Raw genomic sequence first — 17,537 nt, 5'->3', positions numbered from 1 at the left:
TTATATTCCTCACTTCTTTTTACTTAAGCTTTGCAATTCAGTTAATTGTTTTTTCAATTCTACTAATTCAACCTGGGCTTTAAAGTTTTTCTCTTTATATTCTTCAACTTCTTTTTGTAAATCTTTTATTTTATTATTCTTTTCTTCTAACTCCTCTTTTAACAAATTTACTGATTTATATAATTCTTCCAAATTCATTTTTGTCTTAATCACTTCATCTTTATGTTCGATATTCTTCTTTTCTAGTTCATCAATTGTTTTCTTGTATTCTTCAATTTCCTTTTTTAATCCTTCGTATTTTTCTAGAGGTTCTTTGGATTTTTTTTGCAAATCTTTAAGCTCATTCTTTGCTTTGAACAATTCATCAGAAATATTCAAAGCTGCCAATGTAGCTGCCATAGCAGGACTTAATTTTTCATTCCTATTAGAAAGTTTTTTTATATTAACATCAACATACTCCGCTAATTCTCTGACATATCTTTCATCTTCTGTTCCAATAATTGTAAAGTTACGACCATCTATTAATACATTTATCTTTTTATAATCCGTCATAACTATTCCCCCTAAAATTTTATTAAAACAGGGTAGAAATTTTCTACCCTGTCAACTCCTTAGCCGTGCTTGGAATTTTTCTCTCAAGTCATCTATAATTTTTTTCTGAATTTGATTTACTTCTTCGTCTTTTAATGTCTTTTCGCTTGATCTATATCTGATAGAGAATGCAAGGCTTTTCTTACCTGAATCAATTTGATTTCCTCTGTAAATATCGAATAATTCAATACTCTCAATCAGCTCTCTACCATTTGAATTAATAACTTCTTCAATATCACCAACTGTAATATCTTCATCAACGACAATCGCTATATCTCTAACTATTGATGGATATCTAGGTAATTCAGTGTATTTTCTATCTAAGTTTATAAATTCAAAAAGACAATTAAAATCCAATTCTGCAATATATACCCTTTTATCAAAATCATAATTTTTCATTATATCAGGATGAATCTCGCCAAATACGCCCAATGATTTGCTATTTTTAATCATTTTGGCAGTTCTACCTGGATGATAAATCGGATTATTTGATTCTCTGATATACTCAATATCTTTTATCCCAAGCCTTTCTAATAGAATTTCAATCACGTCTTTTAGAAAATAAAAATCTTTATCTCCATACATTCCTATGCATATCATAGCTTTCTCTTCTGGCAAGGAATCTCTACTAGAATTTGGCAAGAATACATTCCCAATTTCATACACTCGCATGCTCTCTATGCCTCTATTATTATTTTTATTTAACAAGTCAAGCATATTAGGTGTCAGTGTAGTTCTCATAACACTATAATCTTCGCCAAGAGGATTCATTAAGCGGATATAGTTTCTAAACTCATGATTGGAAGGAAGGTTCAACTTATCAAATGCTCTTGGGCTAATAAAAGAATATGTCATTGCTTCATTAAATCCAAGGCCCCATAATATGTCTTTTATATAATTTTGCAATTCTTTGTCTTCAGGTCTGCCCCCTCTTGTAAGTTTCCCAAATAATGGTTTTGCTTCAATATTATGAAACCCATAAAGCCTTCCTACTTCTTCTATCAAATCAGCTTCTACTTTTACATCTCTTCTAAATGTAGGTACTACTACGTTTAAAATATCTTCATCTAAAAAACTCGTTTCGAATTTTAGCCTATTTAAATAATTTATCACTTCAGCTTTTTCGATTTTTGCTCCTAATAATTTTTCTATTCTGCTCATTCTTAGTTTGATATTAGTCTTCTCTGGGATAAACTTCATAATATCATAATTGCCATTTAATATTTTACCGGCACCAATTAATTCAATGAGTTGACATGCTCTATCTACCGCAAATTTACATAAATTTTCGTCAATCCCTTTTTCAAATCTTGTCGAAGCTTCTGTTCTCAAACCTAACCTTTTTGCAGTAAGTCTTACATTTTTTGGTTCAAAATTTGCGCCTTCGAGAACTACCAACTTAGTTGACTGAGTTATTTCAGTGTTAGATCCCCCCATAACTCCAGCTATCCCAATCGCTTTATATTCATCTGCGATCACAATATCTTCTCGTGTTAATACCCTCTCTACACCATCTAATGTAGTCAGTTTTTCATGATCTGTAGCTTGCCTTATTACTATCTTTCTACCATCAATTTTATCGATATCAAATGCATGTAGTGGCTGTCCTAATTCAAGCATAACATAATTAGTAACATCTACAATGTTGTTTATTGGCCTTACTCCAGAATTCATCAATGATGTCTTGAGCCATAATGGAGATGGTTTGATTTCTACATCTTTTATAGCTTTTGCATAATATCTATGACATTTTTGTGTAGCTACATCGATACCATTGATCAAGTCTTTAATGTCATCAACTTGATTATTGATTTGAATATCTATATCTTTTAAATCTACATTAAATGTTGCAGCGGACTCTCTTGCCATGCCATATATGCTAAGACAATCCGGTCTATTTGGTGTTATTTCAAATTCGATTACTTCATCATCCAAGGATAAAGCCTTTACTATATCTAACCCGAGCTCTACATCATCATTTATTATAAATATACCATCTTTAGCTTCCTTAGGTATGACATTATCTTCATAGCCTAATTCTCTTAAAGAACATAACATCCCTTGCGAAACAACCCCTCTAAAATCAGCTTCACTGATCTCTTTTCCATTTGGTAGACGTGCTCCTACTTTTGCCACAGGCACTAAATCTTCCACAGATACATTTTGTGCACCAGTAACAATTGTCAAAACTTCTTTTCCTAGATTCACTTTGCAAATTCTTAATTTATCAGCATTTGGGTGTTCATCTATTTTTTCAATTTTCCCAACTACTACTCCAGAAATTCCTTTATTTGGTTTTATTATCGATTCTACATGAGATCCAGAGTATGTAAGCCCATCTGCAATTTCTTTAGATGATAATTCAATATCAACATATTTTTTAAGCCATTTAATCGGTAAAAGCATATTATAATCACACCCTTTGCTAAAACTGTTCTAAAAATCTATTGTCATTGTCAAACAATAGTCTTATATCTTTGATGCCATATTTAACCATTGTAATCCTATCAACACCCATTCCAAATGCAAAACCAGTGTATTTTTCTGAATCTATTCCGCAATTTTCTAAGACTTTTGGATGAACCATTCCACATCCTAATAATTCCATTGACCAACCAGTATAATTGCAATGAGGGCACCCCTCTCCTCTACATTCTACACAAGTTACATCAACTTCAGCACTTGGTTCAGTAAATGGAAAATAATGTGGCCTGTATCTAGTTTTCATGTCTTTCCCAAACAATTCTTTGATAAATATATCTAGAGTATATTTTAAATTTGCCATTGAAATATTCTCATCTACAACTAGCCCTTCTAATTGGTGAAACATAGGAGAATGGGTGTCATCAACATCATCAAATCTAAAAGTTCGACCAGCAGAAATTATTTTTAGTGGTGCATTGTATTTCATCATTGCCCTAATTTGAACTGGTGAAGTATGTGTTCTTAACAATAGTTTGTCATTTATATAAAAAGTGTCAGATAGATCTCTAGAAGGATGGTTTTCGGGTGAATTTAACATGTCAAAATTATTTTCTACCGTTTCTATCTCAGGACCTGTGACAACATTAAATCCCATACTAATAAATAAATCTTCTAATTCCTTTATGGTTTGGAGTAGTGGATGTTTATGACCTAAATAGTTAACCTTCCTTCTTTCAGTAATATCTATTGTTTCAATTCTAATTTTTTCAAATTTCTCCTGTTGTTCAAGCTTTGTTTTAGTCTCATCTAGTATTCTTTCTATCTCAAAGCGAACTTCATTTGCTTTTTGGCCTATTATAGGTCTTAATTCTTTAGATAGATTCCCCATCTCTCTTAATATTAAAGTCAATTGACCTTTTTTGCCCAGATATTTAATTCTAATTTTTTCAATATCGTTTAAGTCATTGGATTTTTTTATTTCTTCTATTGCCGATTTTAGCAATTCATTGAGCTTATTTTCCATCATATGCTCCTTTCAATATAAAATTGTAAAATAGATAAATGCATTACTTTATTATACCATATTTTTTAAATCTTAGTCGATATTTCATACATGATAATTGATGCTGCAATGCTAGCATTCAGAGATTCTGCATTCCCTTTCATATTAATCATTAAAAAATCAGAAGCTAATTCTTTAACAATATCTGAAACACCTCTGCCTTCATTTCCAATCACAATGATATCTCCACTTTTAAAGTCAAATTCATTAACTGGAATCCCATCTTTAGGTATAGTTGCTAAGAATCTAAAACCTCTATTTTTGAGCTCTAATATCCCTTCTCTTCCTATACTGTTTAAAAAAATTGGGACCCTAAAAATGGATCCCATGGTTGCTCTTATTACTTTTGGATTGTATGGATCAACAGTATTTGCCCCAAGAATCAAACCATCTAATCCAAATGCATCAATTGTTCTAATAATAGTGCCTAAATTCCCAGGATCTTGAATTCCATCAGAATAAAGCAGAATGCTATTTGACTGAATATCTTTTATATTAGACAATCTAAAATTAACAACTGCCAAAATCCCTTGCGAATTTTCTAATTTACTTATGGATTCGAACAATTTATGGTCTAATACAAATACATCAGTTTTATCCATTTTTCGTGATAAACTCTGAGTTATAGTTTCGCTTAAATTAGCTTTTTCCGAAATCATTATGCACTCTATTCTTTGATTGTATTCTAAAGCTTCTAATAATATTTTTTCGCCTTCTATTATGAATAAGTTTTTGTTCCATCTAGAATTTCTATTTTCTAAGCTTCTTACTAATTTTATAAATTTATTTTCTCTAGATGAAATTCTTCTTATATCATTCACTTGTTTTTTCCTCTATTCTAGCCATATCAGATATACTGCCCAAAGCTAGCAAAATATCTCCTTCACATATAACATCATCTGGCCCAGGTGAAACGTTTATGTCTGAGCCTCTTTTAATAGCCATTACATTAATCCCATATTTATTTCTAAGCCTAAGCTGTGCTAAACTTTTGCCTGTCCATTGTTTTACAGACTGTATCTCCATAATACTGTATTCTGGTGATAATTCAATAAAATCAATAATCCCTTTCGATGATAAGTTGTGTGCAACTCTAACTCCCATATCTCTTTCAGGAAATATAACTTTATCAGCACCAATCTTTCTTAAAACTTTTCCGTGTAAATCTGATTGTGCTTTCGCAACAACTTTTTTTACACCCAATTCCTTCACTATTAAAGTTGCTAAAATAGAAGCTTCTAAATTTGATGCAATACTTATGACAGCTACATCAAAATTTCTTATTCCGAGTTCTCTCATGACGTTTTCATCCATTACGTCTGCCTGAACCGCATGTGTAACATGGCCCGAAATTGCTTCTATAACTTCTTCATCTCCGTCAATAGCTAAAACTTCATTTCCTAAATTATACAATGTCTCAGCAACTGCTGATCCAAACCTGCCACATCCAACAACAACAAATGATTTCATCATAGACCCCCATTAACCTACCGTAATATTTCCTTCTGCATATCTAAATCTCTTATGTTCTTCTTTATAACCAACTGCAAATGCTAATGTTAGCGGACCTACTCTCCCAGAATACATAGTTAAAGTCAAAATCAACTTACCTGCGTTACTCAATTCTGGAGTAATACCTCTTGATAGTCCTACAGTACCAAATGCAGATGTTGTCTCAAATAATATATTTAAAAATTCTTGATCTTCAGTCAAAGTTAATATAAAAGTTACAAAAAACACCAAAGCTATTCCTATCATTATAATTGCAATTGATTTAAAAATTGTTTCATAAGGAATTCTTCTCTTAAAAACTTCTACATCTCTTTCTCCTTTGATTATGCTTATAGTAGAAATAATCAATACTAGCATAGTTACAGTTTTAACTCCGCCTGCGGTTGATCCTGGTGAACCCCCAATAAACATCAATATAATTGTCAATAAAGTACTACTTTGATTCATTCCAGCGACATCAATCGAATTAAAACCTGCTGTACGCGGTGTAATTGATGCAAATAACGATGCTAAAGTCTTTTCTTTAAATGTAAATTCTTGCATTGTCAATGGGTTATTTGATTCTAAAATATAAAAGATTATTGTACCAAAAAATATTAAAAAAACTGTAAAAGAAATTGCTAGTTTTGAATGAAGTGATAGTTTTCTCCATTTTCTATTTCGCACAACGTCTAATATTACACCAAATCCTATTCCTCCCAATACTATTAAAGATGCTACTGTAAGCATGACTAATACAGAATTGTTATAATCCATTAAACTATTTCCCGTTATATCAAAGCCAGCATTACAAAAAGCAGAGACTGCATGGAATACTGAAAACCAAATTCCCTTAATTAAACCAAATTGAGGTATGAATTTGATTGACAAAAATAAAGCTCCAATACCTTCGATAAAAAGGGTTAAATAAATAACGTATTTTGTCAATTTTACAAGGCCAGATAGAGTTTCTTGATTTAATTGTTCTTTAATTACAAGCCTCTCTTTTAAAGAAATTTTTCTGCCTGAAATCATTGCAACAATTGTCGCCATGGTCATAATACCGAGTCCACCCATTTGGATTAAAAGTATAATAACTGTCTGGCCAAATAATGTCCAGTGAGTAGCTGTATTTACTACTACAAGTCCAGTGACGCAAACTGCAGATGCTGAGGTAAAGAGTGCATTTATAAAACCTATACTCTCTCCATTTTGAGAAGCGATAGGTAAATTTAGTAATAGCGCACCAATGATAATAAGTAACATAAACCCTAAAGCTAGTATTCGGGGTGGATTTAACTTAAACCTAATAAACAAATGACTTTTGATTAATTCCATAATGTCCTCCAAATTGAACTAAAATGCAAAAAAGTTCCAATTTTGGAACTTATGTTATGCATTAAGCGTTTTTAGCTATCTCAACTAATTTTGCAAAACCTTCAGCATCATTGATTGCCATTTCAGAAAGCATCTTTCTATTTACTTCTATATTAGCTTTTTTCAAGCCATTTATAAATTTGCTATAGCTCAACCCATTTTGTCTTGATGCTGCATTTATTCTTGCAATCCAAAGCTTTCGGAATTCTCTTTTCCTTTGTTTTCTACCAATATATGAATAATTTAGCGATTTCATTACTGCTTGATTAGCAGGTCTAAACAATTTACTTTTAGCACCATAATATCCTTTTGCTTGTTTTAATACTTTTTTATGTCTTTTCTTTGCATTTACTCCTCTTTTTACTCTTGCCATTATGTTCTCCTCCTAACACGATATAATTAATTTGGTAACATTGAATTTATTCTTCTCTTGTCACTAGCACTTACCAAAGTGCCTTTTCTTAAATTTCTAACTCTCTTTGCCGATTTTTTTCCTGTTTTATGGCTTTTATATGCTTTGTACCTCTTTAATTCGCCTGTCGCTGTTCTTTTAAATCTCTTAGCTGAAGCTCTATGTGTTTTCATCTTTCTCAATTGATTTTCCTCCCTTTGTTATGCTTTTGGTACTAATATTACCACTAAGTTTCTGCCTTCCATTTTAGCTTCTTTTTCAACTTTTCCATATTCATCAAGAAGGTTTAAAAAGTCTTTTAAAACTTCTTCTCCCATTTCAGTATGCCCCATCTCTCTGCCTTTAAAACGAACTGATACTTTTACTTTATCACCATCTTTTAAGAACTCTATAGCTCGATTTGCTTTCACTTGTAAATCATGTTCTTCAATGTTAGGAGTCAATCTTATCTCCTTAACATTAATTATCTTTTGATTTTTCCTAGCCTCTTTCTCTTTCTTAGTCAATTCATATTTGTATTTGCCATAATCGAGAATTCTACAAACTGGTGGATTTGCAGTTGGAGCAACATTCACTAAATCAAGTCTTCTCTCATTAGCAATCTCAAGTGCTTTTTTTATTGGTACAATCCCAAGTTGAGTCCCGTCGACATCAATTAATCTAACCTCTTTTTCTCTAATCTCTTCATTGATTTGAAGTTCTTTTATAATCCTACACCTCCACAAAAAAATTAGCGGACACAAAAGTGTCCGCTTAAATACACTCAAAAATAGTGTATTGTACAATCAATCATCTTACATAACCTTATGAGCACGATACTATAAGGTGAGAAGCGGAAACTTCTTCTTGAAAAATTAAATTATATTAAATTACCAACTAATTATAAGTTAAATATTTATTTTTGTCAAATTTATTTTGCTAACTCATATAATGCATGCGTGTATATCTGCGTAAGCTTAACTAAATTATCAATTGAAATAAATTCATCTTTCTGATGAGCTAATTCTTCTTGCCCTGGAAAAACAGGTCCAAATGCGACAGCATTTTTCATAGCTCTAGCATATGTTCCACCGCCTATTACTAGTGGTTCAGTTCCATAATCCCCAGTTTGTTCTTGATATACCTTCATTAAAGTTTGAACTAAAACATCGTCTTTTGGCACATACAATGGATCTTTATCCGAGTTGCCTTCTATTATTTCAATTGGCAACCCTTTTAAATGAGCTCTTATACTACTATAAATGTCTTCCCTCTTATAAGATATCGGGTATCTTATATTAATAGAAAGAATTATCTCTTCACCAACTAATTTAATAACGCCCACATTTAAATTCAATTTTCCGGATAATTCATCTTCAAATTCGCATCCAAAATTTTCACCATTATATTTAAATGCTAAGGATTTCTCATACCAGTCTAGAAAATTATAAATACTAGATTCCCCATTAAAATGTGAATATAATAGATTTAACAAATAGGTAATTGCATTTTCTCCTTTTTCTGGTGTACTTCCGTGAGCTGATTTACCATTTACTGACACTTTCAAGTTTCCATTATCTTCTTTAATGTCAGCTTGATATCCTTTTTCATTTGCATATCTTCTCAATGCATCTATCGATTTATCAATTGAATCAACCTTTATAACAACTTCAGCATAGTCTGGAACCATATTAGCAGCATTTCCGCCTTTTAAACTCAATAGGGAAAAGCTTTCGTCTTCTAATGAATCAATCTTATATTTTAAGTCAAATACAATAATTCCTTTTTCTCCATGGATTACAGGAAAATCGGCATCTGGTGTAAAGGCCATGCTTGGAGGTGTTTCATTTGCAAAATAATGATGCATACAACCCCATCCAGTTTCTTCATTTGTTCCAAGTATCAATCTTATCTTTTTATTTAATTTTACTCCGCTGTCTTTAAGAGCTTTCATACTATATAAAGCAGCCATTACAGGCCCTTTATCATCCATGCTCCCCCGTCCGTAAATCTTATTATCATGAATTTCTGCTCCATAAGGTGGAAAAGTCCATCCATCTCCTTCAGGCACCACATCCAAATGTCCAAGTACACCTACAACTTCTTCCCCTTCACCAAAATCAAGATGTCCAGCATATCCATCTAAATTTTTAGCTTTAAATCCTAATTTTTCACCCAGGTCTAAAACATAACAAAGAGCATCATATGGCCCTTTCCCAAAAGGCATGCCCTTTTGTGGATCATCTTCTACAGATTTTATTCTTATTACCTCTTGCGTCGATGAAATAAGCTCATCTTTTAATGCTTCTATTGCTTTGTCAAAATCCATTTTGTGCCTCCTTAAGAATTATTTTTTATTTTTTATTTCTTCATCAACGACATTTATAAACTCTTCTAAACTCATTTGACCAATATCTCCTATATCTCTTTTTCTTACAGAGACCATTTCGTTTTCTATCTCTTTTTCCCCAATGACCAACATATATGGTATTTTCATAACTTGTGCTTCTCTTATCTTATACCCGATTTTTTCAGCTCTATCATCTATTTCAACCCTAAAGCCCATTTCTTCAAGTCGTTTCTTTAAATTATTTCCATATTCATTAAATTTATCTGATATTGGCAATATTTTAATTTGTACAGGAGCTAGCCAGACAGGGAATTTACCTGCATAGTGTTCGATCAATATTCCCATAAACCTTTCCATGCTTCCTAATATTGTCCTATGAATCATTACAGGTCTTTTTTTATCATTGTCACTGTCAATATAAGTCAAATCAAATCTTTCAGGCATTTGAAAATCCAATTGTATTGTCCCACATTGCCAAGTTCTACCTATAGCGTCCTCTAAATGAAAATCTATCTTTGGTCCATAGAATGCTCCATCGCCTTCATTAACCCTATATTCTATACCTTTCTCATCTAAAGCCTCAATTAAGCTATTTGTTGCTAATTCCCATTGTTCATCAGTTCCCATGGAATTCTCTGGCCTTGTTGAAAGCTCTATTTTATAATTAAAACCAAATATATTGTAAATATAATCTGCTAAATCAATTATTCCCTTTAATTCATCCTTAACTTGCGAAGGCAACGCATATATATGTGCATCATCTTGAGTGAAACTTCTTACTCTCATTAAACCATGTAATGCTCCCGAGAGCTCATGCCTATGCACTAAGCCCATCTCAGCCAATCTTAATGGAAAATCTCTGTAACTGTACATATTCGATTTATATATTAATATTGATCCTGGACAGTTCATTGGCTTGATAGCAAAATTTTCATCATCAATCTTTGTAAAATACATATTTTCTTTATAGTGATCCCAATGCCCAGATTGATGCCACAATTGTTCATTTAATATCAAAGGTGTTTTTATTTCTCCGTAGCCACTCTTAATGTGCTCTTTTCTCCAGAATGACTCGAGTTCGTTTCTTATTACCATACCATAGGGATGGAAAAAAGGAAATCCAGGTCCTTCATCATGCATACTAAATAGATCTAGTTCTTTGCCGAGTTTCCTATGATCTCTCTTCTTTGCTTCCTCAATTCTTTCCAAATATTCATCAAGATCTTTTTTCTTTTCAAAACTTATTCCATAAATTCTTTGAAGCATTTTATTGTTCTCATCACCACGCCAATAAGCTCCAGCAATGCTTAGTAATTTTACTGCTTTGACTTTTTTTACATCATATAAATGTGGCCCTGCACATAAATCAATAAAATCACCTAGTTTGTAAAATGATATTATTGCATCTTCAGGTAAATTTTCAATAAGATCAACTTTATATACTTCATTCTTTTCCTTAAAGTACTTTAATGCTTCATCTCTTGGCATTTCATACCTTTCAAGCTTATGCCCTTCTGAAATGATTTTTTTCATTTCAGATTCTATTTCCTCTAGATCTTCAGGTGTAAATCTGTGTTCAGTATCTAAATCATAATAAAAACCACTTTCAACTGCTGGTCCAATAGCAAATTTTACATCAGGGAAAAGTCTTTGGACTGCAAATGCCATTATGTGAGAAGTTGTATGCCAAAAAATTTTTTTCCCTTCTGGATCTTCGAATTTTACTACTCGAAAGTCGCAGTCTTCATTTAATTTTTCTTGTAATCCCATTATCTTACCATTCACTACTACACCTAGTGCTTCTCTTGCTAGTGATTTTGATATGTCTTCCACTACACCTAATATTTCTACTCCCTCGTTGTATTCTCTAATGCTGCCGTCAGGCAATGTTACTTTTATCATTTTATCCCTCCTAAAAAAATAGTCTTTCGCTCCTACATTGCTGTAGGGACGAAAGACCGTGGTTCCACCCTAATTAATACTCATTTTAATTAACGCTTATTTGCGAATCCCTTTTAAAGGTTAGCTCAGGGGTGGTTTTCAATTGCTAAATAAGAAGAAACTTTCAGCTATTGTTTCTCTCTCTTTGCTTATTTAAATCAATTTACTCTTCCCGTCATAGCTTTTCATATTTATGTTTACTAAATGATATCAAAATCTTACTATATAGTCAATAACAATATTTTATTTAAATGCTAAAAGTGTGTTTATGATTTCCTCTATACTATTGGTAGTTTGTTCTCCTGTTTTCATGTTTTTTAGTGTGTATACATCATTTTTAACCTCTTCTTCACCAATGATTATGACAAAAGGAACTTTTATCTTATTTGCATAATTTAACTTCTTACTCATCTTTGCATCTTCTAAATAAATTTGACATGATATCCCGTTATTTCTCAACTTGTTAGAAATCTCAATACTTGGTTCTAGAAAATTTTCCATTGGAATAATAAGGGCTTTTATTAGTTCTTCATCGTCAGCTGATATAATTCCAGCTTCTTTAAGCTGATAGAATAATCTTGTAAGCCCTATTGAAATACCCACCCCTGGCAATTTTTGATTTGTATAGAATTCGCTTAAATTGTCATACCTTCCTCCAGAGCAAATACTACCTATTTTAGGATAGTCATTTAAAAATGTTTCATAAACTGTTCCAGTATAATAATCCAAGCCCCTAGCTATGGTTAAATCTATCTTAAAGTTATCCTTTGGCACGCCAAACACTTCAATATAATGAGTAATTGTCTTAAGTTCATCAAGGCCAGTTTGAAAATGGATATTGTCAATTTCTAATTCTTTCAGAAACGTAAGTGTTGAAGCATTATTCCCATCAAACATAATGAAATTTTTAATTTGTTCAAATTTTTCTTTACCTACACCGATATCTAATAATTCTCTTTCAACCTTATCGATCCCTATTTTATCTAATTTATCTACAATTCTCAAAACCTCATGAAAGTTATTGATGCCTAGATATTCAAAGAATCCTTGCAATAATTTTCTATTGTTTATCTTAATTGTAAAATTGTCAAAACCTAAATCTTTGAAAGTAGTATAAATAACAGAAGGTATTTCAGCATCGTTAATTATGCTCAATTCTCCGTTTCCGATTATGTCAATATCTGCTTGGTAAAACTCTCGAAATCTACCTTTTTGATTTTTTTCTCCTCTATATACTTTGCCAATATGATATCTCCTAAAAGGAAATGATAATTCATGAAAATGCATTGCTACATATCTGGCTAAAGGTACCGTAAGGTCAAATCTAAGAGACATATCAGTATCTCCTTTTACTACTTTGTATATTTGTTTTTCGGTTTCTCCACCACCTTTAGCTAACAATATTTCTGATTTTTCAATCACTGGTGTATCGATTGGAAGAAAAGCGTATTTTTCATAACTATTTTTAATTTTATCTAACATCTTATTAAACAAAATCTGCTCATTCGGAAGCAATTCCATAAACCCTGGCAATATACTTGGATTAACTATTTTTTCTGGCATTTTTCTCCTCCTATTATTCATGAACTTTAAAGCAATATATACTTCCAATATCTGATATTGGGTTTTGAGATAAATAGTGAATATTAACTTTTGCATCTGTAATAAATTTAATGATTCTCTGACAATCAGGATGATTTGAAAGGCTGCCTGTAAGTAAAATTTCATTAGGGGAATAATTCCCACCGCAACCACCTATCAATCCATAGTTCATTCCTCTCAATTCAATAAATCCTTGATTTATTAGCAACACCTTTTTCCCTATTTTATTAAGTTGATTAGCCATGTTTTTATCAGAAGTAATAAAATGATTAGCGTCAACTATTAATACTGAACATTTTGAATATCCTTGTTTTATGTGTATACAGTTTACACCTTTTTTTAAATAATATTCATATATATTTTTATCTGTGTAATTTGAATTATGAAGATAATACTCTCCAATATCCAAACAATTGTAACTAATATCATATGGATATTTATCCCTTAACCTATTTATACCCTCGATGACTTTTATCCCATAGCTCTCCAGCTTTTTATAATATGTATACACGTTTGGAGCTACTACTAATGTGTTTTTCTCCACAGGATGAATTGACATATCAACATGATAAGACAAGTATGTATTGATATCAAAATTGGGGCATGTATATACAATGTATTTGAAATATTTCTTTAAATTGTTTCGAATCTCATCACTTATTTTACTATTGATTATTACTAAATTTGCTTTCCCATTCGGTATCAAAGAGGGTTCCAATTTAATTCTCCTTTTTTATTAAAAAAACCTTCTGATTAATCAGAAGGTCTTAAATAACTATCTTTGGAGGCGGCACCCGGATTTGAACCGGGGAATCGAGGTTTTGCAGACCTGTGCCTTACCGCTTGGCTATGCCGCCTTGTGGAGCGGAAGACGAGATTCGAACTCGCGACCCTCGCCTTGGCAAGGCGATGCTCTACCACTGAGCCACTCCCGCATATTAGCTTAATGGCAAATAATTGTCTCAAGCTAATCACAAATGAAAGTATACAGGATTATTTATCAATTGTCAATAGTATTTTCTCTAATTCTGACTTATCAAAATTATATTTTGTATTGCAAAAATGGCATACAACCTCAGCTTTACCATCTTCATTGATAATATCTTCTATTTCCTTCTTACCTAAACTTATCAACATAGATTCAATCTTTTCTCTATTGCAATCACATTTGTATTCTAAATCGATCTTATCAATAAACTCCATAACAAATTCAGGTAATATTTTTCTTATAATTTCTTCAGGTGTGTTTCCTTCATTTATCAGTGTAGAAATTGGTTTTATATTCTTTAAAATGTTTTCAATTTGTTCTATTTCATCATCCTTTATACCTGGCAATAGTTGTAATATATATCCACCAGATGCTTTAACTGAAGTATCTTTATCTACAAGCACACCTAAAGCAACTGCTGTTGGAACTTGCTCAGAGTTCATATAGTAGTTTGCAATATCTTCTGCTATTTCACCTGATATAATATTTGCTTGTCCAACATAAGGTTCCTTTAATCCTAAATCCATGATCACAGTGACCAACCCGTCATTTCCAACAACTGCCCCTACATTCAATTTGCCTTCTTTTGTGCTTGGTGCATCTGCTAATGGATTCCCAACTAACCCTTTTACTTTCCCATTGTTTCTTGAAACTATTACTATATCTCCTAGTGGTCCTCCTCCAGATATCTTTAGTGTCAGTAAATCTTTGTCATTTTTCATCATTGCACCCATAATAACTCCTGCAGTCAATGCTCTTCCTAAAGCAGCCGTTGCTGTCGGAGAAGTAGCATGAATCTTTCTAGCATGATCTACTAAATTAGTAGTTGTTGCTGCATAAATTCTAACCTTTTTATCTTTATCTATGGCTCTCACTAAGTAGTCCTTCATACTTACCCTCTCTTTCTTTAATTTATACTCGCTACAAAGCATATTCGTTGCGTTGTATCGTTTATTTGTTCAAATGAATAATCACTGTACTTATATACACTTCTAAATCCATTTTCAATTAGCTTTCTTTCAATATATTCAGTTTTATATGCTTTTTGCCTATGATGTTCATCAAATCTCTCATATAAGTTATGGCTTTTTAAAACAAAAAAAGTAAGAAAATAATCACATATTTCTGATTTTTCATCATATGAACTGTCCCAAGTGTAAAATATGCCATCTTTGTCATTTAAAAATATATTGTTACCAATTATTTTTGAAATTTTATAATAAGAGTTGATATCAAAAATAAATAATCCATTTTGATTTAAATGTTCTTTAACATTGAAAAAAATTTTATTAAGATCATCTGGATTAGTAATATAATTTAAACTATCACATCCACAAATAACTAAATCATATTTCTTATTGAATTTAAAATTTTTCATGTCTAAATTATACAATCTCACATTCCTGTTGTCTTTAAATTTATTGTAAGCTATAGAAAGCATATCCGATGAAAGATCAAAAGCATCGATATTAGATATAAATTTTGATAGTTCGACTGTTAATTTCCCAGTTCCACAAGCCATTTCTAATGTGTTTTGGGGGGTTAAATCCTTTAATTCTAAAATTTTATTGATAAAATCTCCCCATGTCTTATAGTCAATATCATCAATTAGCTCATCATAAATCAATGCAAATTTTTCATAAATATTCAAGATTTAATCATGCCTTTCATTATAGTGTTATAAAAAACATCGCATTAACAAATATGAATATCAATATCACAATTCCCACTGGAGCCCAATTTATCTTTTCAATTACTTCAGTGCTTTCTTCAATCTCATATTCAATTTGTTCATCTATGTCAATGTTATCTATTTTATCTTTTTTCTCTGGGAAATGAACTATTAAGGTCCTCAACATCAATGCTGATATTGTAGAGATTATGAATAATACTATAATCGTCACTTTTATTTCTTGGTATTGATTTATTTCAGGATTGTTTACGACAATATCTTCTAGTTCTCCGACCCTTTGCATTGCAAAATAACCTATTGTCAAAGCTAAAGAATTATTAATAAAGTGTCCCCACATTGATGCTATTATACTATTTGTTTTAAAATAGACAATTCCTAAAATAATTCCAAGGAACATAGGACCAATGAGATTGAATAAATTAAAATGAAATAATCCGAATAATATTGCTGTTATAATTATAGCCTTATTTTTCCCTAACTTTTCATAGGAATTTAGCATCATACCTCTGAATAACACTTCTTCACATATCCCAGGAGTTACTCCTATAACAAATAAGCTAATTAAAAATTCATTTAAACTTAATGGAATTGGTACTCCTGTGTTTGTAGCATTAGTAAAATTACTTAGTATTGTACTTACAATAAAATTTAAAAATACAGCAATTGGATATGAAAATAGTATAATAAAAAAAACAAATACTGCTTGATTAAAATTAATAAAATTTAACCTCAAAACTTCTCTAATTGAGTAATTCTTATACCTTAAAAATAATATTACTGGTAAGAGAACCAATAAATATTCAGTGATAATTAAACCTATATTTAAATTAATTTGTTGGACTACGCTACCTAAAGTTAGCAATAATATCCCAAGTACTAAATATATCAAATTAGATTCATTTATTGTAGGTACTCTTCTATTTTCCATCTTCACGCTCCTTTTAATTATTCAAAAGTGAAAATATAAGGAATATTCCTATAATAATTACCATAGTTTAGACCATAACCTACAATAAATACATCGGGTATGACAAATCCTGAAAAATCAGGCTGTAAATCAACTTTTCTACGGCTAGGTTTGTCAAGCATAACGCATATTTTTATCGATTTAGGTTGTTTTTTGCTTAAGTGTTCAATAACTTTTGATAAGGTATTTCCAGTATCTATAATATCATCTACAATTAGAACATCTCTATTTTTTATATCCGTTCTTATATCTTGAAGGATATTAACCATCCCCGAAGATACTTCCTCATCTCCATAACTTGCTGTCGTCATAAAATCAACTTCAACAGGCGACTTTATCTCTCTCACTAAATCAGACGTAAATATAAAGCTACCTCTTAGTAATGATATTACAACTATTTCGTTTCCTTTATAATATTCACTTATCTCTATCCCCATTTCCCTAATTCTGTATGCAATATCCTCTCTTGCAAAAAGCACTCTCTCTTTTTTATTCTGAATCACTCTTTTCTCTCCTTTCTATTTCTAACAGTAGTTTCTTATGATCTAATTTTATTTCTCTCAATTCTCTTAAAATCAAATTCATTGTGTATTGCATGCTGAATAATATTACAAATATTATAACACCAATTACTAACTTTGTGTTCATTTTTCCCTCCT

18 protein-coding genes, 2 tRNA genes and 2 other annotated features are annotated in these 17,537 nt (G+C 31.3%); all 20 genes read right to left on the bottom strand.

Annotation, left to right across the window (positions count from 1 at the left end):
* Nucleotides 1-9: 9 nt before the first annotated feature.
* Nucleotides 10-552 (bottom strand): cell division protein ZapA, encoded by a 543-nt coding sequence (locus E4100_RS05555; protein WP_135271051.1) that lies wholly within the window; start codon nucleotides 550-552, stop codon nucleotides 10-12.
* Nucleotides 553-603: 51 nt separating this feature from the next.
* Entirely contained in the window at nucleotides 604-2,997 is a 2,394-nt protein-coding gene (gene pheT, locus E4100_RS05550; RefSeq protein ID WP_135271050.1) for a phenylalanine--tRNA ligase subunit beta, read from the bottom strand.
* A gap of 19 nt (nucleotides 2,998-3,016) precedes the next feature.
* Entirely contained in the window at nucleotides 3,017-4,039 is a 1,023-nt protein-coding gene (pheS, locus tag E4100_RS05545; RefSeq protein ID WP_135271049.1) for a phenylalanine--tRNA ligase subunit alpha, read from the bottom strand.
* Nucleotides 4,040-4,104: 65 nt separating this feature from the next.
* A complete protein-coding gene (locus E4100_RS05540; protein WP_135271048.1) occupies nucleotides 4,105-4,899 on the bottom strand; it encodes a TrmH family RNA methyltransferase in 795 nt (264 codons plus the stop codon).
* Nucleotides 4,892-5,548, bottom strand: a complete 657-nt coding sequence (locus E4100_RS05535) for a potassium channel family protein (protein ID WP_135271047.1) — start codon at nucleotides 5,546-5,548, stop codon at nucleotides 4,892-4,894. Before E4100_RS05535 ends, E4100_RS05540 begins: the two co-directional genes overlap by 8 nt.
* Nucleotides 5,549-5,560: 12 nt before the next feature.
* Entirely contained in the window at nucleotides 5,561-6,907 is a 1,347-nt protein-coding gene (locus E4100_RS05530) for a TrkH family potassium uptake protein (RefSeq protein WP_135271046.1), read from the bottom strand.
* Between the two features lie 61 nt (nucleotides 6,908-6,968).
* The gene (gene rplT / locus E4100_RS05525) at nucleotides 6,969-7,319 is read right to left on the bottom strand and encodes a 50S ribosomal protein L20 (protein WP_135271045.1); all 351 of its coding nucleotides are present in this window, start codon (nucleotides 7,317-7,319) and stop codon (nucleotides 6,969-6,971) included.
* 26 nt (nucleotides 7,320-7,345) lie between these two features.
* Nucleotides 7,346-7,540 carry a 50S ribosomal protein L35 gene (rpmI, locus tag E4100_RS05520; protein ID WP_135271044.1) on the bottom strand — a complete coding sequence of 65 codons (195 nt, stop codon included), beginning with the start codon at nucleotides 7,538-7,540 and terminating at the stop codon, nucleotides 7,346-7,348.
* Nucleotides 7,541-7,558: 18 nt separating this feature from the next.
* Complete coding sequence (infC, locus tag E4100_RS05515) at nucleotides 7,559-8,101, bottom strand: translation initiation factor IF-3 (protein ID WP_135271043.1); 543 nt, start codon at nucleotides 8,099-8,101, stop codon at nucleotides 7,559-7,561.
* Nucleotides 8,078-8,212 (bottom strand) — a sequence feature (ribosomal protein L20 leader region). Its footprint overlaps the gene before it by 24 nt.
* Before the next feature lie 56 nt (nucleotides 8,213-8,268).
* A complete protein-coding gene (gene pepV, locus E4100_RS05510; RefSeq protein ID WP_135271042.1) occupies nucleotides 8,269-9,666 on the bottom strand; it encodes a dipeptidase PepV in 1,398 nt (465 codons plus the stop codon).
* Nucleotides 9,667-9,684: 18 nt separating this feature from the next.
* Nucleotides 9,685-11,589 (bottom strand): threonine--tRNA ligase, encoded by a 1,905-nt coding sequence (thrS, locus tag E4100_RS05505; protein ID WP_135271041.1) that lies wholly within the window; start codon nucleotides 11,587-11,589, stop codon nucleotides 9,685-9,687.
* Nucleotides 11,590-11,630: 41 nt separating this feature from the next.
* Nucleotides 11,631-11,816 (bottom strand) — a binding site (T-box leader).
* Nucleotides 11,817-11,871: 55 nt separating this feature from the next.
* Nucleotides 11,872-13,191, bottom strand: coding sequence for a histidine--tRNA ligase (gene hisS / locus E4100_RS05500; protein WP_135271040.1), 1,320 nt, complete (start codon nucleotides 13,189-13,191; stop codon nucleotides 11,872-11,874).
* A gap of 13 nt (nucleotides 13,192-13,204) precedes the next feature.
* Nucleotides 13,205-13,948 carry a DUF6873 family GME fold protein gene (locus E4100_RS05495; RefSeq protein ID WP_135271039.1) on the bottom strand — a complete coding sequence of 248 codons (744 nt, stop codon included), beginning with the start codon at nucleotides 13,946-13,948 and terminating at the stop codon, nucleotides 13,205-13,207.
* Between the two features lie 64 nt (nucleotides 13,949-14,012).
* Nucleotides 14,013-14,087: transfer RNA gene (locus tag E4100_RS05490), tRNA-Cys, on the bottom strand.
* A 3-nt stretch (nucleotides 14,088-14,090) separates the two neighbouring features.
* Nucleotides 14,091-14,165, bottom strand: a tRNA-Gly gene (locus tag E4100_RS05485).
* A gap of 58 nt (nucleotides 14,166-14,223) precedes the next feature.
* On the bottom strand, nucleotides 14,224-15,108 hold the full coding sequence (gene hslO, locus E4100_RS05480) for an Hsp33 family molecular chaperone HslO (RefSeq protein WP_135271038.1): 885 nt from the start codon (nucleotides 15,106-15,108) through the stop codon (nucleotides 14,224-14,226).
* Between the two features lie 17 nt (nucleotides 15,109-15,125).
* Nucleotides 15,126-15,869: a class I SAM-dependent DNA methyltransferase gene (locus tag E4100_RS05475; RefSeq protein WP_167792086.1), complete on the bottom strand. Its 744-nt coding sequence runs from the start codon at nucleotides 15,867-15,869 to the stop codon at nucleotides 15,126-15,128.
* Nucleotides 15,870-15,888: 19 nt separating this feature from the next.
* Nucleotides 15,889-16,839, bottom strand: coding sequence for a CPBP family intramembrane glutamic endopeptidase (locus E4100_RS05470; RefSeq protein WP_135271036.1), 951 nt, complete (start codon nucleotides 16,837-16,839; stop codon nucleotides 15,889-15,891).
* Nucleotides 16,840-16,856: 17 nt separating this feature from the next.
* Entirely contained in the window at nucleotides 16,857-17,378 is a 522-nt protein-coding gene (gene hpt / locus E4100_RS05465) for a hypoxanthine phosphoribosyltransferase (protein WP_135271061.1), read from the bottom strand.
* Entirely contained in the window at nucleotides 17,368-17,526 is a 159-nt protein-coding gene (locus E4100_RS09305) for a hypothetical protein (RefSeq protein WP_167792085.1), read from the bottom strand. The genes hpt and E4100_RS09305 overlap by 11 nt, the downstream gene beginning before the upstream one ends.
* Nucleotides 17,527-17,537 lie beyond the last annotated feature (11 nt).

The organism is Soehngenia longivitae, assembly GCF_004684055.1.
GTDB lineage: Bacteria > Bacillota > Clostridia > Tissierellales > Tissierellaceae > Soehngenia > Soehngenia longivitae.
Note: the sequence above shows the minus strand (reverse complement) of the source record. Positions and strands in the feature narration are given on the sequence as shown.